The sequence below is a fragment of the Shewanella livingstonensis genome (assembly GCF_003855395.1).
Classification (GTDB): domain Bacteria; phylum Pseudomonadota; class Gammaproteobacteria; order Enterobacterales; family Shewanellaceae; genus Shewanella; species Shewanella livingstonensis.
This window is the reverse complement of the sequence record NZ_CP034015.1, coordinates 2,507,333-2,527,729: the sequence shown is the minus strand read 5'-3', so window position 1 is coordinate 2,527,729 and position 20,397 is coordinate 2,507,333. Positions and strand designations below refer to the sequence as shown.

12 protein-coding genes are annotated in these 20,397 nt (G+C 40.3%); 4 read left to right on the top strand and 8 right to left on the bottom strand.

Annotation, left to right across the window (positions count from 1 at the left end; translation table 11 throughout):
• Positions 1 to 55: 55 nt before the first annotated feature.
• The 7 genes from EGC82_RS10865 to EGC82_RS10835 form a co-directional block, all read right to left on the bottom strand.
• On the bottom strand, positions 56 to 1,861 hold the full coding sequence (locus EGC82_RS10865) for an acyl-CoA dehydrogenase (protein ID WP_124730781.1): 1,806 nt from the start codon (positions 1,859 to 1,861) through the stop codon (positions 56 to 58).
• A 98-nt stretch (positions 1,862 to 1,959) separates the two neighbouring features.
• Complete coding sequence (locus tag EGC82_RS10860) at positions 1,960 to 2,721, bottom strand: SDR family NAD(P)-dependent oxidoreductase (RefSeq protein ID WP_124730780.1); 762 nt, start codon at positions 2,719 to 2,721, stop codon at positions 1,960 to 1,962.
• 207 nt (positions 2,722 to 2,928) lie between these two features.
• Positions 2,929 to 3,966 carry a phosphotransferase family protein gene (locus tag EGC82_RS10855; RefSeq protein ID WP_124730779.1) on the bottom strand — a complete coding sequence of 346 codons (1,038 nt, stop codon included), beginning with the start codon at positions 3,964 to 3,966 and terminating at the stop codon, positions 2,929 to 2,931.
• A gap of 96 nt (positions 3,967 to 4,062) precedes the next feature.
• Complete coding sequence (locus tag EGC82_RS10850) at positions 4,063 to 5,274, bottom strand: acyl-CoA dehydrogenase family protein (RefSeq protein WP_124730778.1); 1,212 nt, start codon at positions 5,272 to 5,274, stop codon at positions 4,063 to 4,065.
• Between the two features lie 74 nt (positions 5,275 to 5,348).
• On the bottom strand, positions 5,349 to 6,473 hold the full coding sequence (locus EGC82_RS10845) for an NADH:flavin oxidoreductase (protein WP_124730777.1): 1,125 nt from the start codon (positions 6,471 to 6,473) through the stop codon (positions 5,349 to 5,351).
• 38 nt (positions 6,474 to 6,511) lie between these two features.
• The gene (locus EGC82_RS10840; protein ID WP_124730776.1) at positions 6,512 to 7,282 is read right to left on the bottom strand and encodes an SDR family oxidoreductase; all 771 of its coding nucleotides are present in this window, start codon (positions 7,280 to 7,282) and stop codon (positions 6,512 to 6,514) included.
• Positions 7,283 to 7,417: 135 nt separating this feature from the next.
• Positions 7,418 to 8,146 carry a histidine phosphatase family protein gene (locus EGC82_RS10835; protein ID WP_124730775.1) on the bottom strand — a complete coding sequence of 243 codons (729 nt, stop codon included), beginning with the start codon at positions 8,144 to 8,146 and terminating at the stop codon, positions 7,418 to 7,420.
• Between the two features lie 215 nt (positions 8,147 to 8,361).
• On the opposite strand from EGC82_RS10835, the gene EGC82_RS10830 reads away from it, so the two are divergent.
• Positions 8,362 to 9,276: a LysR family transcriptional regulator gene (locus EGC82_RS10830; RefSeq protein ID WP_124730774.1), complete on the top strand. Its 915-nt coding sequence runs from the start codon at positions 8,362 to 8,364 to the stop codon at positions 9,274 to 9,276.
• A gap of 232 nt (positions 9,277 to 9,508) precedes the next feature.
• Here the strand turns inward: EGC82_RS10830 and EGC82_RS10825 are convergent, their stop codons facing one another.
• The gene (locus EGC82_RS10825) at positions 9,509 to 12,223 is read right to left on the bottom strand and encodes an EAL domain-containing protein (protein ID WP_124730773.1); all 2,715 of its coding nucleotides are present in this window, start codon (positions 12,221 to 12,223) and stop codon (positions 9,509 to 9,511) included.
• Between the two features lie 1,117 nt (positions 12,224 to 13,340).
• Here EGC82_RS10825 and EGC82_RS10815 point away from each other — a divergent pair.
• From EGC82_RS10815 to EGC82_RS10805, 3 genes are all read left to right on the top strand, one after another.
• Complete coding sequence (locus EGC82_RS10815) at positions 13,341 to 14,957, top strand: ABC-F family ATPase (protein WP_124730772.1); 1,617 nt, start codon at positions 13,341 to 13,343, stop codon at positions 14,955 to 14,957.
• A gap of 780 nt (positions 14,958 to 15,737) precedes the next feature.
• Positions 15,738 to 18,722 (top strand): TonB-dependent receptor, encoded by a 2,985-nt coding sequence (locus EGC82_RS10810; protein ID WP_124730771.1) that lies wholly within the window; start codon positions 15,738 to 15,740, stop codon positions 18,720 to 18,722.
• Between the two features lie 444 nt (positions 18,723 to 19,166).
• On the top strand, positions 19,167 to 20,045 hold the full coding sequence (locus EGC82_RS10805) for an NAD(P)-dependent oxidoreductase (RefSeq protein WP_124730770.1): 879 nt from the start codon (positions 19,167 to 19,169) through the stop codon (positions 20,043 to 20,045).
• Positions 20,046 to 20,397: the final 352 nt, after the last annotated feature.

Below are 20,397 nucleotides of genomic sequence, written 5' to 3'. Positions count from 1 at the left end.
CGGAACTCCAATGCAGCTTAAGCAGCATTGGATAAACAGTAGATTAGTGACTAAATTAAAACCAATCTGGCTGCATATCAAAGCTGGTGCTATCAGTATTAATCAATAAGTTTGACCACAGGCTTATTTCAGGTAATTCAAAGCGATAAAAATACTGACTGGCTTGTAATTTACCTTGGTAAAAATGCACGTCAGATTGATGTGGTTGCTGGGCTAATGCTTTTGTGGCGACAATGCTTTGCTTGAGCCATAACCACCCAATAATCACATGACCAAATAACTCTAAGTATTTCACTGAATTGGCCAGCGCCAAATCAATATTAGTATTCGACATCGCGCTTAACACCGCTTTGGTGGTGATAGTTAATGTTGCAACCGCTTGGCTTAGCTGATTAGAAAATTCATTTAAACTGGGGTATTGCTTAGCCTCATCAATGGTTTTTACTATTTCAGCTAATGTTGCCTTATAACCCTCCATGTTATTCATCGGCACTTTGCGAGTCATTAAATCTAAAGACTGAATACCGGTAGTACCTTCGTGAATGGGGTTTAAGCGATTATCACGGTAGAACATTTCAACTGGATGTTCATTAATATAGCCATGACCACCCATTACTTGAATCGCCAATGAGTTGGCCTTAGGGCCATATTCCGACGGCCATGTTTTAATGATTGGGGTTAAAAAATCTAACAAGGTATGCGCATGTTGACGTTGCTCAGGTGTGTCTGCGGTATGAGAATCATCACTTAGTTGAGTGCCGTACAACACTAAGGCCATAGCCCCTTCTGCATAGGCTTTTTGAGCTAATAGCATTCGCTTTACATCTGCATGCTCAATAATATTGACCATTGGAGAGTGTGGATCTTTACATGATGGTAATCGACCTTGCGGGCGGTTTTTGGCGTAATCGACAGAATATTGATAACCAGCAACTGCCAGCACAGCACCGCTAGTGCCGACCATAATCCGGGCTTCGTTCATCATGTGGAACATGTATTTTAAGCCGCAATGTTCTTCACCGACTAAATAGCCAATCGATCCATTTTTTTCACCGAAACTGAGTGCGGTAGAGGTTTGAGCTCGGCCGCCCATTTTATGAAATAACCCTGCAAGCGCGACTTCATTGTCTGCACCAATTGAACCATCATCATTAAGTAAAAATTTAGGCACCACAAATAACGAAATCCCTTTGACGCCTTTGGGTGCACCTTGAATACGTGCCAACACTAAATGAACAATGTTGTCACTTAAATCATGGTCACCACCGGAGATATAGATTTTATTACCGCTAATACGATAAGTACCATCATCGGCTTTAACCGCTTTAGTGATTAAATCACCTAACGCAGAGCCGCTGCCTGGTTCGGTCATGGCCATAGTGCCCATAAATCGACCTTCTCGCATCGGTTTAACCCAGGTTTCAATTAGCTCAGGGCTACCATGGGCTTGGAGTAAATTAGCATTTGCGGTCGTCAACATGTTGTAACCCATGCCTACGCCGCCAGCAACACTAAGATACGCCCCCGCTGCACTGGCTATAATGGGCGGCAATTGCATACCACCTAAATCATAATCAGCAGTGGCAGCGCCAATACCTGACTCGTTTACTGCGTCAATGGCTATTTTAAGCTCAGGAATAATATGTACTTTTTTACCATCAAAGGTAGGTTGATGGGTATCAAGTTTTTGGCGAATAGGAAGAAAATACTTTTCAGCAATCGTTTTGGCGGTATTAACCACTTCATTAAAGGTTTGGCGATCATGATCTTGGTAACGCTCTCTGCTGGTTAATGCTTCACTATCAAACAGTTCATACAGCATAAATTCAAGGTCGCGTTGATTCATTAACGTTGCAGGCATAATACTCTCTTCTTATTTTGTGTTGTTCTATTACATTGAAAATGATTAAGCGAAGGGCTGAGAAAATGAGGTTCATGGACTCATACTCGCTGCAACAGTTAGAACGCTGATACACCGCCATCGACGGCAATACATTGGCCTGTCATATAAGTGTTGGCAGGTGACAACATCATCAGCATCACGGTAACAATTTCTTTTGGCTCACCTAAACGATTCATTGGTGCGCCGAGGGCCATTTTCTTTTGCTTTTCTTCGTCAGCAAAGTTAGTCACCATCGGCGTAAGGGTAAAGAACGGGCATATTGCATTAATGCGTATATTGTTACGCCCGTATTCAACCGCGCCAGTTTTGGTTAAGCCAATTACCGCATGTTTAGCCATTGAATATGCACTGCCTCTGGCTGCGCCGCCAAGACCCGCCATCGAGCTTACATTGAGAATGGCGCCCTCGCCTTGCCTTAGCATTTGCTGTATTTGATGGCGCATACCAAATTGCACACCTTTAACATTAACCGCAAATTGGCTGTCCATAATCGCTTCATCGATGAGATGAAGCGGCATAAACTCATGGGCAATGCCGGCATTATTGACCCCAATATCGACGCGACCAAAATGTTCAATCGCACTATCAACCATAGCTTTACATGACGCCTCTTTCGACACATCGCATTGCATTGCAATAACGTCGGCTCCCGTGGCAGCAATATCGGCCGCCACTTTTTTCACGCCCGCTTCATTAATGTCGCTAATGACTAATTTAGCGCCACGTTTGGCTAACTCTTGTGCCAGTAATTGACCAAAGCCTTGAGCTGCGCCAGTAATAACGGCTACCTTACCGGTAAAGTCTAATAATGGATCCATGCGAGTAACTCCTGTAATTGATGGTCTTGTTGATGCTATGTTCGATAGTCTTATTGATGTTATTTTTATATTTTGTTGTTTATGACTAATTATTTATTACTGCTTGTTTGTCGCTGAATATTTTTAGTTGATTGCTGAGTGTTAATGACTTAACGCTAAAGGTTTTTTGCTGAATTCTGGCAGCCGCTAGGCGATAACTAATGTCGATCACTTTGTTTCATTGGCTATCACCTCTAAGGCCATTTTGGCCAGTGGCTCAACAAATGCGCCCACTTTATTGGCATGTTCATTAGAGGCATTACCTTCGCTGGCACGTTTAGCCACACCTTGAGCAATTGCTGCTAAACGAAAAAAACTAAACGCCAGATAAAAACCCCAGTGCTCAATCTGCTCAATACCCATACGTTGGCAATATAGTGCGACATATTCCTCTTCAGACGGGATACCTAAACTGGCACGGTCGATATCTTTTAAACCGTCAATGGTGCCCATACCAGCAGGCATACGCAGTTGCATGCATTGATAAGCTAAATCAGCAAATGGATGACCTAGAGTTGATAACTCCCAATCGAGTAAGGCGATCACTTCAGGCTTATCTTTAGCAAACATCATATTGTCTAAACGAAAGTCACCATGGACTAAACAAACACGGCCATCATCATGGGGTAAATGTTGCTCAAGCCATTGACTTAACTCGTCCATGGCGACAATTTTTTTTAATTCTGTCGCGCGGTATTGTGAAGTCCAACGACCCAGTTGACGTTCAAAGTAATTACCCGCTTTACCGTAATCGGCTAAACCAACCGCATTAACATCAACACTATGCAGCGCAACTAAGACCTTATTCATCGCGTTATACATAGCTGAACGTCGATCGTTTGTATCAATTTCGGCTAATGATGCACTCCAATAAACCGTGCCATCGCAAAACTCCATTACATAAAACATTGAACCGATTACGCTGATGTCTTCACACAGGTGAAACACGCTAGCCACGGGCACATCGCTATCTTTAAGCGCATGTAATACCCGATACTCACGGTCTACTGCATGGGCCGACTTTAATAATTTACCCGGCGGTTGGCGACGTAACACATACACACCTGATGCTGAGGTCACTTTGTAAGTTGGGTTTGATTGACCACCAGAAAACTTTTCTAGGCTAATTGGCCCTTTAAAACCTTCAACATATTGCTCTAAATAAGCACTAAGCTGTTCATTATTGATAGGGAATACTTGTGACATTGAGTCATACTCTCGTGGTTTTATTGATGTGATTTAGCTAAGTAAAAGCGCGATAACGAGTTGCAACGCTTACTGCATTTCAACTCGAAAATACTCTTATACAACGATTTTTTTGACTAAATCTCGACCTAACTGCATCATATGCACTTGATCAGGACCATCGGCTAAACGTAACGTTCGCTGGCCAGCCCAAGCATGTGCTAAAAAGGTGTCTTGACTCACGCCCACAGCACCATGACATTGAATCGCCCGGTCTATTACATCAAGCGACATACTTGGGGCGACAATTTTAATCATCGCTATTAACTCTTTAGCGGCTTTATTGCCTTCAGTGTCCATTTTTTGCGCCGCTTTTAAAGTCATCAACCGCGCTTGTTCAATTTGGCAGGCTGATTTGGCAATATCTTCACGTACCGATTGTTGTTTTATCATCGGTTGACCAAATACAATGCGCTCGCCAACTCGTTTACACATCAAATCTAGCGCCCGCTGAGCAATACCGACTGAACGCATACAGTGATGAATACGACCAGGGCCAAGACGACCTTGAGCAATTTCAAAGCCTTTGCCTTCGCCGGCAATAATATTTTCAAGTGGGACACGCACATTGGTAAACGTTACCTCAGCATGTCCTTCTGGTGAATCGTCATATCCAAACACTTTCATCGGTCTCACCATAGTGACACCTGGAGTGTTCATCGGCACAAGCACTTGCGATTGCTGAATATAGCGGTTGCTGTTATCAGGGTCGGTTTTACCCATCACAATCATAATTTCGCATTGCTTACGGCATGCGCCGCTAATGTAAAACTTGCGGCCATTAATCACATATTCATCGCCATCACGCACTATGCTCAATTCAATATTAGTCGCATCGCTTGAAGCCACTTCTGGTTCTGTCATTGCAAAAGCAGAGCGTATTTTTCCGTCAAGTAACGGCTCTAACCATTGTTTCTTTTGTGCTTCACTACCGTATTTAGCCAGTACTTCCATGTTGCCAGTATCGGGCGCTGAGCAGTTAAACACTTCAGGTGCCCACATCACTTTGCCCATAATTTCAGCAAGCGGTGCATATTCTAAATTGGTGAGTCCGGCACTGTATTTGCCGTAGACAACCGGTAAAAATAAATTCCATAGCCCTTCTGCCTTGGCCTTGGCTTTAAGTTGTTCCATTAACGGTGGCGTTGACCAGGGATCAAGCTCAACTTGCTTATGCATTTCTTCCTCTACTGGAAACACATGCAAATCCATAAAGTCGTTGACTCGTTTGATTAATTCTTGAACTTTTTCGCTATATTCAAAATTCATTTCGTTATCCTTTTACCTGGTAATGACTGCGTTAATAGCGCTCACTATGAGTGTTAACCCACTGACTCAACTGATCAACTCAACGACATTAATGACTTTTTATTAAACGGCTTAATCTCATCAATGGCATTCTGCTTAATTTTGTTAACCCACTGCGGATCAACTAATAGCGCACGACCAATGGCGACTAAATCAAATTCATCATTGTTTAAGCGCACTAATAACTCATCGATACCCGTTGGATTAGAGGTCCCCGACAAATCCGCATTACCCTCACCAATAAAGTCCGCATCTAAACCAACATTACCCACAGTGATCACGGGCTTGTTGGTCAACTTTTTAGTCCAACCCGCAAGACCAAGATCAGAGCCTTCAAATTCTGCCACCCAAAAACGACGAGTACTCGCGTGAAATATATCGACACCAGCATCGCTTAATAAGCCTAAAAAGATGGCTAACTCTTCAGGTGTTTGACACAATTTAGCGTTGTAATCTTGTTGTTTCCACTGCGAAAAACGGAAAATAATCGTAAAGTCGTTACCCACTGCTGCGCGGATTGCTTTGACTATCTCGACACCAAAACGAGTACGATTTTCTAACGAGCCACCGTATTTATCGGTTCGTTGATTTGTTCCTTGCCAAAAAAACTGATCAACTAGATAACCATGGGCGCCGTGAACTTCAATAGCATCAAAGCCAATGTTTTTAGCATCAAGCGCCGCCTGGGCAAATGATGCGACCACGTCATCAATATCCTTTTGAGTCATGGCAACACCATTTTCAGCACCTGGCTTATACAAACCTGAAGGGCTATAAGCTGGCGCCTCTTTGTGTGGGCCAATTCCTAATTTTCTCACCGAGCCCACATGCCAAAGTTGTGGCGCTATTTTGCCGCCTACGGCATGCACTTCATCAACAACATGCTTCCAACCAGCTAAAGCTTGTTCACCATAAATCGCCGGTACATTCTCATATCCATTAGCACCTTCATGGGAGATAAAGGTCCCTTCAGTAATAATAAGACCCACATCACCTTCGGCACGTCGGCGGTAATAGGCAGCAACCTCATCATTAGGAATATAGTTAGGCGAAAATGCACGTGTCATCGGCGCCATAACGGTTTTGTTTTTTAAAGACAACGATTTGGTCGTAAACGGGTCAAACAACTTAGTTATGCTGGTGTTTTTAGTGCTATTCATCATGAATTCCTGAACTAATTTTTGTTATTGTTTGGGGACTAACCAATCAGATAGCCGCCGTCGACATTGATGGCTGTGCCGGTAGTGTAGCTTGATGCGTTAGAGGCTAAATATAAGACAGTGCCCGCCATTTCATCTGGTTGAGCAACGCGCTTCATCGGTACGTGGTGCATCATTTGTTTAAGAATCGCTGGATTATCAACAAGTGCGGAAGCAAATTTAGTGTCAGTGCCGCCGGGTAATAATGCGTTTACGCGAATATTAAACTGGGCACACTCTTTGGCAAAAGCTTGGGTCATGGAAATAACCGCCGCTTTAGTAATGGAGTAAATACCTTGAAAATCACCCGGAATAACGCCGTTAACTGAAGCAACATTGACAATCGATCCGCCGCCGCTGTCTTTCATTAATTGCGCCCCCTTGGTCGACATAAAGAAATAACCGCGAATATTCACATCTACCGTTTTTTGAAACGCAGTCAAATCGGTATCAATAATATGACCAAAATAAGGATTAGCGGCGGCGTTATTCACCAAAATATCCAGCTTGCCATGTTGCTGTTTAATAGCGGCAAAAATTGAATCAATTTGATCTAACTCGCCAATATGACAAGCGATGGCTTGTGCACTGCCACCTGCAGCAACAATTTGATCGACTACTGTTTGGCATGCTGCTAGTTTTCGACTGGATACAATCACATGAGCACCATATTGGGCTAATACTTTAGCAACACTTTCGCCAATACCACGGCTTGCCCCAGTCACTAATGCCACTTTCCCTGTTAAATCAAATAAATCGCCCTTATTCATGTCATTTCCTTATTATATTTAGGTGGTAACTGTCACTTTTAAAGCAAAATGTTACTTTTAAAGCAAGAGTTACAGAGAAGTGTGTATAAGTTCGTGTCAATTTCAATATACGTTTTGGTTCCAATATCTATGTCGTTATCTAAAGGTTATCCATTGATCACCGGCAACTTCTAAATGGCTGTAGTTATTGAAGTAATCTACGCTCAACATGCTTTCGGAAAAAAGCAGTTTGGTCACACTGGTATTTCTGGTCTGTTGATTAATCGCTAACGTTTGTTGATCGCTTAATTGCAATACATGTTGCACGATAGTCGAAATAGTACCGCCAGATGTAAACACTACAATGTCTGTAGACTTTGTGGTGTTGACATTATTACCCTGTCGCTTTTTTACTAATTCTTGTTCAATAATATTTTGCAACGCTCGAATACAGCGACTTTTAAACTGTGGCCAACTTTCTTTGTATTCCAAATCGTGATCACCACTCATCCAACGATTTAACGCTTGATAAAACTCTTTGTGGAGTATTTTATTAGGTTCTTCATATTGTTGTAACAGATCTGCCATCTGAGCAAAGTCATGCCATTGGCCGTTATATTTCTGCAAAATATCTACATGATCAAACTCATTAAAACCCGAGTGGATAACCATCGGCGTTGATTCACCTTGGTAGCCGTTAACAAAATGAGTCAACGTTTGGCCATGGCGCAACAAATCACCACAATAGAATTTGCTAGGGGCCGATCTGGAGCGCCAATATTCACCTAGTAATGTAGCTTGCTGGCTACCCTTGGTTGATAATTGATCGTAATCAGTGCTTCCAAAAGAGGCTTGTCCGTGTCGAATCAAATAAATTGCTGCCATTTAGTTTCTCTGACTTAGTAAAAGAATGATGACTCAATTGGTAAACAATCAATTATTTTGAATGTATTTTGTGCTATATCGAATCTACTTGACTATGCTAATGCCAACATCTAAATTGAACAAATGAATAGTTCTAATACCCTACTATTTGTATTTTAAATAGTAGGCACGTCTAAGGTGGTCTTAATGCACATCAGAAGATCACTGGAGTGAGTATGAAAATTGATTTGAATTTGTTTGTAGTGTTCGATGCAATATATTGTGAAGGCAATATTACTAAAGCGGCGTCGGTGTTGAATTTATCGCAGCCAGCGGTGAGCCACTCACTGGGTAAATTACGCACCCATTTCGATGATGCTTTGTTTATAAGGCAAGGTAACGAAATGCGCCCAACGCCTGTGGCAAAAAATGTGATTGATGATGTGCGAGAAGCCTTGCACCAATTACAAGTGTGCTTGGTGCAATCAAGGCAATTTGAGCCTTTAACCTCACGTAAAAGCTTTTCACTGTCATTACATGGTTCATTAGAACCCTATTACTTGCCTATATTGCAACAAAGCTTGTTGTTAGAATCGCCGGCCATCAATTTAAGCAGTAATAAACGAGTGAGACGTACTGAACTTGAAAACAAACTGGCCAGTGGCGATATTGATTTAGCTATAGACACCTTAATACCCGTTAGCAATAATATTATGCATACACAATTAGAGTTAGATCAACTGGTCGTTGTAGCGCGTAAAAACCACCCTGCCATTAAAGAAACACTCGATTTAGAAACTTACTTACGACTAGACCATGTGCTTGTATCATCTCGATCTACTGGACCTAGTTTGGAAGATTTTGAACTGTCGCGTATTGGTTTACATCGAAAAATATCGTTACGCTGCCAGCACGCATTATCAGCCTGTAGAGTCATTTTAAATAACGACATGCTGCTAACATTACCGAAAACAGCCGCTGCAATGTATAGCAAGATGCTTGATATCTCTATCTACCCTATGCCAGTAGAATTACCCGACATAGGGGTACATTTATATTGGCATGTTAATGTCGACAAAGAGCCTGCAAATAAATGGCTTAGAAATAAAATGATTATTGCAGCAACAAATACCAAAATACCTGTCCCATAATGGACAATAAAAACCCCGTATACTCGAGTTGAATCTGGTTAAATAAACCATTAGTTATCGAGGAGATAACTATCCTGACGCAGGGGGTTGACTGCTGACGACATTGAGATCACAAAGCAAGCTTATGGTCACTGTTTGTTGCGAAAGGTTATCTATTAATCTGTTTATTTTTTAACTGTAGCTAAACGATACTGATAACCGGGTGCCTAATTATGTTATCAATCATCGTTAGCTATATATCTGTTATATCAGCGTTTACATTATATTTTTTATAGCCATCTTCAGCACTGATGGGTTTTGAAAAATAATATCCCTGCGCCACATCACACCCGTGTTCAACGAGAAAATCTAATTGTACCTGAAGTTCAACGCCCTCGGCAGTAACCTGCTTACCAAGTGAATGAGCCATACTGATGACAGCTTTTACTACGGCTTGGTCTTCTACTGAGTTAATGAGATTATTAATAAATGACTGATCGATTTTTAACATTTTCGCCGGTAGTGATTTAAGATAAGCAAGTGACGAATAGCCAGTGCCAAAGTCGTCAATAACCACATGAATATCGGCCTGGATCAGTTTTTGCAAAATTTCAATTGATTGCTCAGGAATAGCCATCAACGCCGTTTCGGTAATTTCAAATTTAAACCATTGAGGTTGAGCCCCTGCATTTGAAATGATCGATAATAAATCATCCGCCAAGTTAATATTCATTAATTCTAAGGCTGATAAATTAACTGAGATACGCTGAAAGTTAAACCCTTGTTGATGCCATTTTACAGTTTGTTGACACACTGAAGTTAGCATCCAACGGCTTAACTCAAAAATGAGTCCGGTATCTTCTGCAACAGGAATAAATTCAGCGGGAGATATAAGCCCAAACTCCGGATGATGCCAGCGCATTAACGCTTCAAATCCTGCTAAATGTTGGCTCGGCAAATAGATTAAAGGCTGATACACAGCAAATAATTGATAGTCGTTAACAAGAGGAGCAGCTAGAGCATTGCGTAATCCCTGCTCTATGGCAAGGCGACGTTTATTATGCAGTGATTGTTGTTTATTACAAAATGCGACTCCGAGCGGCCTTTTTTTCGCTTCATACAATGCAGAATCAGCCTGGCTCAACATGGATTCAGCATCTTGGCCATCTTCAGGAAAAAGACTAATACCAACACGACAACCTAAAATAATAGACTGCTCTAAAAACTCAAAGTGATGTTGAAACACATTAACTAACTCGATTGCAGTGGCATTGGCATTGTCAGCAGAGGCATTTGGTAACGCAATACAAAACTTATCGCCACCAAAACGCGACACGGTAAAAATCCCTTTTAGCGTGGTATTAATACGCGTAGCCGCTTGTTTTAAAATATGGTCGCCAGCACTGTGACCGAAGTTATCATTAATAATTTTCAATCGTGTTAAGTCTAAAAAAAGTAGTGCTAATGGTTGTTGGTTTTGCTGACATGCTTGAATATTTTCATCGAGTAGTATTTTAAAGTAATAGCGGTTAACTAAGCCCGTTAGGTCGTCATAATGCGATAATTGATACAACTCATCTTGTTGCTGTTTACGCGCAGTGACATCATGAGCAATACCTTCGCAGCCAATACAATCACCATCTGCATCGTACATTGGTCTTTCTAACACTTCAAAACTGTGAGGATGACCATTTACATCTGCCACTTCCATTTCAAAGGGTGGTAAATGCTCACCATTTAAGATCCGCTCTATGTAGCCTGAAATGAGTTGGTTTTTTGGATTTTCAGTTAAAAATTTATTATAGAAGTCACCGAAACCAGTAATCGTGTGGCCTAAAATATGAGTAACTGAAGGGCTAATATAATTAATAAACCCTTTAGTATCATGTTGATAGAAAATATACTCATCGTCTAACGACTCAACTAATCCACGATACCTATTTTCACTATTAGTTAATTGTAATGTTCTTTCAAGGACAATAGTTTGCAGATTATCTTTTAGATCATTCAACTCCATATAGGCATTTTCGGTATTCTTATTTGCCAATACCAATGCTTTATTATGCCGTTTAGCTTGTAATATCCACAAACAAAGCAACAGGATAAGTAAACCTGCGCCAGCAGCCAATTTAACTAAATCTTGATAATCTTTGGGTAGAGTAATATTGGCACCCCAAGTTTGATTAATGGTTTGTTTTTCACTTGGGGTTAATGAATCTAAACCTTTTTGCATTATGCTGGCCAATAAGGATGCATCAGATCTTATGGCTATTGCCTCATTAGCATTATTTTTTTCATAAAAAGCCACAAATTTTAAATCTGAAATAGCATACTTTATTTGATAGTAATTTGCCGCAGCAAAAAAGGTGATTGCCGCATCAGCTTGATTAGCCTGAACCGCTTCCATTGCCTCACGCATGTTATCGACATAAAACGGGATCACACTGGGGAATTCTTTAATCACCTTATCGCTATATTGATAACCCTTCACCAGTGCGATGGTCTTATTAGCGATATCGCTGCGATTGTTAATTTGATACTTATTTTTTTTAGCAATTACGACCAACGATTTATACACAATAGGACTCGTGAATAGAAACTTATTGTCGCGCTCTGGAGTGTTGACCATGGTTAAAACGATATCAATATCTTTACGATATAAATTTTGGATAATATTTGGCCAGCGATGCTCATCGCTGAACACAAACTCAATGTCTATTTTCTTTCCAATCAATAATAAGGTATCAACAGCCATGCCAACGGGTTGGTTATGCTGATTGATATAACTATAAGGAGGAAAGTAACCATCAATACCAACACGAATAGGTTGGTGTTCGCTTAACCAACGTTGTTCTTGTTTTGTAATGAATACTGGCTCAACGATTTCTGCATGTGTAACGTTGACCAACGACAACAGTAACAACAAACAAAAAAGAACATGTGCAAATGATTTGGGTTTATTTGCCATTATTACGTTATTCCTAGAGCATTATATATAGCCGAATGCTACAAATTCATACTTGTAAAATGTGAGCAAATCGTTAAATGCCTAATGAACCCTACCACATTTAAAAAAATCGTTTCTGCCTCATACTATAATCAACTCATGTAGAGTGATTTATTTATCGATTAAAGTATAACAACTTACAAAAGGCATAGGAGATGATATATTCCTAAATCATTGTTAAGTCTCATTGTTGTGATCAAGATATCAATAATAAATCTTTCGACACATTAGGGGTTTACGGGAATTATGGCTACTTTAGACAAGTGACATGCTTAATAACATTATCATTTGAAGCGCGTGGTTATTGGTGTGCTTGTTGCTGTGTCGAACGACAATATTTACCGATATGCAGCTTAAGTTACTTCAACATGATGTGGGTACTATGACATGATCAGTTAAGTGCGAAGTTCCACTTTTACTGTATTGTTTTATCCTAAGGTTAGGGCCTGTTGATCTTTGCTGGTTGAATTTTGTTCGAGTTAAAAACGTTTTAATCGAGGCGAATGGATTGATGCCTAGTCATCTAAGCAAAATGCATTCAACAAAGAGTAAAACGTTTTTAGCCGAACCCTTCGGGCAGCGTTTGTTGGCCATTTTTACTGTGTTATCGACTTTTTATGTAGAATAACTACACCTCAAAGTCTCTACCGCGCAGTTGTAAATGTGAGTAATGGCCAACAATTCGCTGCAAAAATAACCTTGAAAGATCAACCGGCCCTAATATGAACCTATCAATAATGGGGTAAACCAAGCTGAATCATTAACTAAACCTTATAAATTATCCAACTAAGGGATAATTGTGACCTTATCAATGCCTCGCTAAGTGTCATTCTATTAAACACTATTTTGCAATATCTTCCTCCGTTAAACCGCTTATTGTCAGCAGAGGCTATGATCATCTGAGTGTAGAAGGCTATGGAAGACAATATTAGCAGATTATAAATCGACAAATTAACCCTAACCTGTATAATCCGCGGCCTATTTACTTACATATACTCACGTAAGTCTTATTTTCACACGGCTGTTTACTTGCCCTTTGTTGATAAAGATTCAGTTAGTACACAGTTGGAACATTGCTTTGATTTCTACCGCTAATATCACCATGCAGTTTGGCCCTGAGCCATTATTTGAAAACATCTCGGCTCAATTTGGTCACGGTAACCGTTACGGTTTAATCGGCGCAAATGGCTGTGGTAAGTCTACGTTCATGAAAATTTTGAGTGGCGCTCTTGCCCCAACATCAGGCAACGTATCGATTACACCAGGCTTTAAAGTCGGTACGCTTAGTCAAGATCAGTTTGCGTTTGAACAATATAGCGTTGTTGATGCCGTGATCATGGGTGATGTTGGACTGTGGAAAGTCAAACAAGAACGTGACAGCATTTATGCCAAAGCAGAAATGACCGATGAAGACGGTATGCGAGTAGGCGACTTAGAAAGTCAGTTCGCTGAAATGGACGGCTACACAGCTGAAAGTCGCGCGGGTGAAATTCTGTTAGAAGCCGGTATTGAAGAGTCATTTCACTTTGGTTTAATGCAACAGGTTGCTCCGGGTTGGAAGTTGCGCGTGCTATTAGCACAAGCTTTATTCGCTAATCCAGACATATTGTTACTGGATGAGCCAACCAACAACTTGGATATTCATACCATCAGTTGGTTAGCCACCGAGCTAAACAAACGTAAATGCACCATGATCATCATTTCGCACGACAGACATTTCTTAAACTCTGTCTGTACTCATATGGCTGATATCGATTATGGCGAATTACGCGTTTATCCAGGTAACTACGAATACTTCCTTGCTCAATCAGGCTTAATACGTGAACAACTATTAGCCGGTAACGCCAAGAAAAGTGCTGAAATTGATGAGTTACAAGACTTCGTTAACCGCTTTGGTGCCAACGCATCTAAAGCAAAACAAGCTAGCTCACGCGCTAAAAAGATGGACAAAATTAAGTTAGATGATGTTAAGTCATCTAGCCGTATTACCCCGTCAATTCGTTTTGCAGAAAGCAAAAAGCTGCATCGCCAAGCACTGGTACTTGAAGAGTTGTCACACGGATTCGATGAAGTGTTATTCGAACACGGCGACCTTATTCTTGAAGCAGGTTCAAAACTAGCGATTATTGGCGAGAACGGCGTAGGTAAAACAACCCTATTACGCTGCTTAGTGAATGAGTTAGAACACAATCATGGCCGTATTAAATGGTCTGAAAATGCTGCGATTGGTTATTGCCCGCAAGACAGCACCTCTGACTTTGATAATGACATGACTTTATTTGATTGGATGTCATTATGGCGCACACCAAAACACAATGATTTAATGGTTCGTGGCATGTTAGGCCGTTTATTATTCTCCGATGACGATGCCAACAAAAAAGTCCGTAATTGTTCTGGTGGTGAAAAAAACCGTTTATTATTTGGTAAGTTAATGATGATGGATATTAACGTACTGGTAATGGACGAACCAACCAACCACATGGATATGGAAGCGATTGAAGCGCTAAACCAAGCCTTGAAATTATTTGAAGGCACATTGATATTTGTTAGCCATGACCGTGAATTCGTGTCATCTTTGGCTACACGTATTATTGATGTAAAAGACAAAAAATTGATTAACTTCCAAGGTACGTTTGACGAATATCTTGCAAGCCAAGCAGAAGCGGCTGCCAACGTAGCGCGTAATAGCCAGTAATCAATAGCAACAAATATTAAGCCTTTATTTGTTTATCAAATAAAGGCTTTTTTGTTTTTAATCACGTTCACTCAATTATATTACAGCAGCAACGAGCGCAAACTTAACACTAAGCTAAAGTTGTCTTGGTTAATGATGGTACTACCTATTTACCTCAGTACACTCATTTACCTCAGTACACTCAGCATTACGCTTACATCCAGAAAACTGCTTTTTAGTTGTTTGGCTCATCCTTCGTATTTTATTTACATTACCCCGCCCCTCAGCTTTGATTAACAAACCTAAAAACGAGTTATTAACTCATGGACGATACAAGTTACTCAACTGATTACTGCATCGGATTACTAAGTTAATTACTAAGATAATTACTGCACTTACATGTAATACGCCAACGGTAAACACCTCTTTTTTGTGAGCATCCACTTGTGAATTTATAATCAAATAAGCCAAATAAGCCAAATAAGCCTATATTGGCAAACTTATTGTCATTGTTTACCCCAGTTGAGGTTTGTGCAGACAATGATAATTTCATCGCCAGGATAACTTAATATAAATCCAGACATAGTCCGAATATTACGTTATAGATTCAGGTAAGTCATAAGAGAAAAGTATAATAAAAAATCATTAGCTCACACATCTTGGTATGACAATATATTTATTTTGGTAATGATCGTTTGCTATTATTGGTAACATGTTATATAAATGTTTCTGTTGATTAAAACAACAACAATTGGTCATACCAAAAGGTAATACCAAATAAAGGATTCTTTGGGGGGAATTATGAAGCTAAATAAGATAAGTGCGATGTTTAGTGGCGCTAAAAGTAAAGCCAACAATATCACCATTTTTGGTGCAACGTTAACGGCCATGTTAAGTATGCCAGCATTGGCAGCAGATACAGCAGAACAAATAAAAGCTGAAGAAGTTGAAAAAAGTGAGATTGAAGTTATTGCCGTTCGAGGTATTTTTGGCAGCTTAAAAGCAGCTAACTTACTTAAACGAACGGATAACCGCATCGTCGATGTTATTGTCGCCGAAGACATTGGTAAACTACCCGACAACAACATTGCAGAAGCCTTGCAACGTATCACAGGTGTGTCAATTGAATCTGATTTTGGTGTCGGTGAATCGGTTACTATTCGTGGTGTATCTGAAAACCTTATTTTACTCAATGGTCGCTCTACTGCTGGCCCTGGACGTGGCGGCATTAGTTTAGATGATTTTCCTTCAACCTTTTTAAAAACCGTTGAAGTCATTAAATCACCAACACCTGAAATGATTGAAGGTGCTTTAGGTGGCACCGTAAATATGCAAACGGTACGTCCATTAGAGCTAACCGATCCACTTTTTGCCATTACACTTGACGGTGAATACGCCGATAAAACAGAAAATATTGCGCCAAACTTTACCGCCGCAATGGGTAATAATTGGGATTTAGGTGAGTACGGTACTTTCGGTGCTTCTGCTAACGTATCCTACCAAGACCGTGAATTACGTCGCGATGAGTACTTTAACAAGGTTGATTTACAAGACAATATAGATCTTAACGGTGATGGCATTGTTGATGTATCTAATGGCCCTAACGGTAAGTATCTTCGCAGAACTGAAAGCACAGTAGAGCAAAAAACAGAAGAGCGTGAACGTACTGCTTTTGGTTTATCTTTACAATGGGCACCTACAAACGAAGATCTCAATATCTACGTTGATATGAACGCAACCAAACTTGATGGCGGCCAAGCGGCTTATTCTATTCTTGATGTTGGTGGCAGCGTAACACCAAGGAGCGACTCTTATTATGATAACAATGGAGAGCTTCAAAATTACGATTTAACCGGTGTACTGACTATTCCTAAAACATGGAGTGATTTCACTACATCTGAAACCTCTTCTCATGCCATTGGTACAGAATGGAATATTACCGATGACATTGAATTTTCAGCAGAATATTCAATATCTAAATCGGAAGAGCATCAAACGGCCTCTGAATTTAATTTACGTCCAATTGAACGCACAGACCCAACGCTTAACCTAACCACACATACCAGCACAGGCAGCTTAACAACTGGCAGTGGCATACCGTCTTATATGTTTGCCGACACTGGCATGTTGACTAACCCAGACAACTTAGTTTTCCGTGAGTTTTTTCATAAAACCTTGGATACCGATAACGAAGAGCAAGCATTACGATTTGATTTTAAAATCCACGATGTTGGCGTAGACTTTATCTCTGCAATAAAAACGGGTGTCCGTTTTACCGATAGAGATTACAGTTCTAATCGATTCGATCTTAAGCCTAATGGCAACACGCTTAAAGATTCATATAAGAAAGCTAAAAACGCAGATGGTTTGTACAGTCCAACCTGGATTGATAACCCAATTATTAGCGACAGCTTTAAAACAATCAACATGAGCAACTCATTCGACCAAACAGGCATTGCCGGTCAAAATGATTTACTCACTTACAATGTTTATGACGCTAATCGCTTACAAAATACCGAAGCAACTTACGCATTAGTTCAACAAATGTTAGCTGGCACCTCTTATGCTATGACCGGTAACCTAGCAGATAATATGCTCGAAGATACTGGTGCGTATAAGTTTATCAATGAAAAAACCAGTGCGATATACGCTCAGTTCCATTTAGATTTTGATGACATTACCGCAGTAGTGGGTGGACGTTATATTCAAACTGAATTGGAATCTAGCATTGTTGATTCCGTCGACAGTAATGGTAAAAAAATACTCAATACCGGTACAAATGATTATTCAGACTTTTTACCTAGCTTAAATGTTACCTATAATCTATCAGAAGAAACCCTAGTGCGTTTTGCAGCAGCTAAAGTTATGCGTCGTGCTGATTTTGATGAATTAAGTCCTGCATTATCAATCGATAACTCGTTAGTAACCGGTACTCAAGGCTCTTATCAATTAGAACCATATCGCGTGACTCAATATGATATTTCAGTTGAGCATTACTTTAGTGAAGGTGGCATCGTTTCTGCGGCGCTTTTCTATAAAGATGTTAAATCGTTTACCCAAACCGACAGCAGCTGTCTGGCCGACTCAAGTACCGTTAGCGGACAAAATACCACCCAATGGAATAATATTTGTTTACTTGATACCGCAGGTCAAAGCCAAGGTGAGATTATTAATGCCACACAAGACCAAGGTCTGGCTTATGTTGATGCTCAAAAAGCAGCGGGTCGTACCGGTATTGTCATTGACACTGATGTCAATGGTGGCAGTGGTGAAGTGAGAGGTTTGGAATTAGGTTACCAGCAACAATTTAACTTTTTACCTGGTATCTGGTCTGGTTTAGGCGTTAATGCTAACTATACCTTTGCAGATAGTGAACAACCAGACGGTAACCCATTACTGAATATCTCCAAACATACTGCTAACACTCAATTTTATTGGGAAGGTGAAGATGTTCAGTTACGTTTAGCTTACAACTGGCGTGATCGTTATTTAGATGATCAAAGCACCAAGCGTGTGCAAACAGTCGGAGCTTTAGGTTATAACGTTTTCAACCAAAACGATCCTTCAGCCGATAACTACGACCCAACTGTAGGTAATAGTTATCGTGAAGCCAGAGGCCAATTTGATTTCTCGGTAAGTTGGGATATTAACGACAACTTCACCGTTGTAGCCAATGCGGTCAACTTAACCGGTGAACCGATCGTTTACACCACTGAACTTGATTCTATCTGGGCTTATAGCGAAGCAGATCGTCGCTATACTCTTGGTGTTCGAGCTAAGTTTTAATCTGTAAAGCTCTTAATGTAAAGCCTATCACATTGATAGGCTTTTTAATAAACAACCAAATCCACATTAATACTAACCATGTTTATACAATGTCAGTTCAGAGCGGCCATAAGCTAATGGTAAATCAGTACACGCTATATTGATATGAATCCATCTCTGACCATGATCTTTACCAGTCACAGTTTTGGTATGTCAAAACACTATCAATTGGTTGACAAAATGGTCAGTATTAATTACTATTTTGTAATACATTCTGGTAAGTAAGTTAAGTTGACTCTTGCCACTAAATTGACTCATATAAATTGAGTAAAACACCATAATGATAAAAAGACATCTGCCCCGATTGTAGCTGGCTTTTAAATAAATAATCTAGCGCACCTATTTATACGGTGAGCAATTTTGAACACTCAGATACGCATTAACCAATATATTTAGGAGTTAGATATGACAAAACCAGTCATCGGTTTCATCGGTCTTGGCCTTATGGGCGGCAACATGGTTGAGAACCTACAAAAAAGAGGTTACCAGCTAAATGTAATGGACCTTAGTAAAGAAGCAGTTGCTACTTGTGTTGCTCGTGGCGCTAACGCAGTGAGTTCAGCAAAAGAACTTGCTGCAGCCAGCGATATTGTTATGCTTTGTTTAACGACATCTGCCGTGGTAGAAAAGCTTGTTTACGCTGACGATGGTATTTTAGCGGGTATAAAAGAAGGTTCAGTGCTTATTGATTTCGGTACTTCTATTCCATCTTCAACACGTAAAATTGGTGCTGATTTAGCCGCTAAAGGTGCCGGAATGATCGACGCCCCACTCGGCCGAACGCCTGCACATGCTAAAGATGGTTTATTAAACATCATGGCAGCTGGTGATCTTGACACATTTAATAAAGTTAAACCCGTACTAGACGAACAAGGTGAAAATGTCTTCCATCTTGGTGCTTTGGGTGCCGGTCACACCACTAAACTCATTAACAACTTTATGGGCATGACAACAGTTTGTGCCATGTCACAAGCATTTGCGGTAGCAGATCTTGCTGGTGTTGACCGCCAACAACTATTCGACATTATGTCGGCAGGCCCCTCTAACTCACCTTTCATGAAGTTCTGTAAGAATTATGCCGTGGATGGTGTCAGCGACTTAGGTTTCTCTATCGCTAATGCCAACAAGGACCTTGGTTACTTCTTAAAAATGGTAGAAGATTTAGGTACCGAGTCGAAAATTGCTGAAGGTTCATCAGCTAACCTACAAGCTGCGTTTGACTCAGGTTTAGGTAACGGCAATGTACCAGAAATTTTTGACTACTTTGTAAAATTAGCAAAGTAATTCAACGCTAACCCATTTATTTGTTAGCATTTACTGGCAAATCGAATAGGAAAGGTCTTCTTAAAGAAGACCTTTTTGTTTTGTCATCTTTTTCTCATTAAATGAGCAAAAGTAATTCTTAAGCCATATCATATTTTTATCATTGTCTGCTTATACTGGCTTGGCAACCAACACTACCTGCTTTTCTATCGGTTATCGCTGTAACAAGTGTTAGGTCAGTCTTAATCTGCCCTTTGACACATTTCCAGTAGGCTTAAAAAAGGACTAAACAAGCTGCTAAAATGCCGTGTATTAAACGATTAAGCTGTCTTACACTTATTGCTATGTTCTCTATTCTTATTAGCCTGTCGCG

Bases quoted from the DNA above. Each gene is read 5' to 3' on its own strand.
- EGC82_RS10845 (WP_124730777.1), bottom strand. From the start codon at position 6,473: ATGAATAGCACTAAAAACACCAGCATAACTAAGTTGTTTGACCCGTTT.
- EGC82_RS10865 (WP_124730781.1), bottom strand. From the start codon at position 1,861: ATGCCTGCAACGTTAATGAATCAACGCGACCTTGAATTTATGCTGTAT.
- EGC82_RS10825 (WP_124730773.1), bottom strand. From the start codon at position 12,223: ATGGCAAATAAACCCAAATCATTTGCACATGTTCTTTTTTGTTTGTTG.
- EGC82_RS10835 (WP_124730775.1), bottom strand. From the start codon at position 8,146: ATGGCAGCAATTTATTTGATTCGACACGGACAAGCCTCTTTTGGAAGC.
- EGC82_RS10805 (WP_124730770.1), top strand. From the start codon at position 19,167: ATGACAAAACCAGTCATCGGTTTCATCGGTCTTGGCCTTATGGGCGGC.
- EGC82_RS10855 (WP_124730779.1), bottom strand. From the start codon at position 3,966: ATGTCACAAGTATTCCCTATCAATAATGAACAGCTTAGTGCTTATTTA.
- EGC82_RS10850 (WP_124730778.1), bottom strand. From the start codon at position 5,274: ATGAATTTTGAATATAGCGAAAAAGTTCAAGAATTAATCAAACGAGTC.
- EGC82_RS10860 (WP_124730780.1), bottom strand. From the start codon at position 2,721: ATGGATCCATTATTAGACTTTACCGGTAAGGTAGCCGTTATTACTGGC.
- EGC82_RS10830 (WP_124730774.1), top strand. From the start codon at position 8,362: ATGAAAATTGATTTGAATTTGTTTGTAGTGTTCGATGCAATATATTGT.
- EGC82_RS10840 (WP_124730776.1), bottom strand. From the start codon at position 7,282: ATGAATAAGGGCGATTTATTTGATTTAACAGGGAAAGTGGCATTAGTG.
- EGC82_RS10810 (WP_124730771.1), top strand. From the start codon at position 15,738: ATGAAGCTAAATAAGATAAGTGCGATGTTTAGTGGCGCTAAAAGTAAA.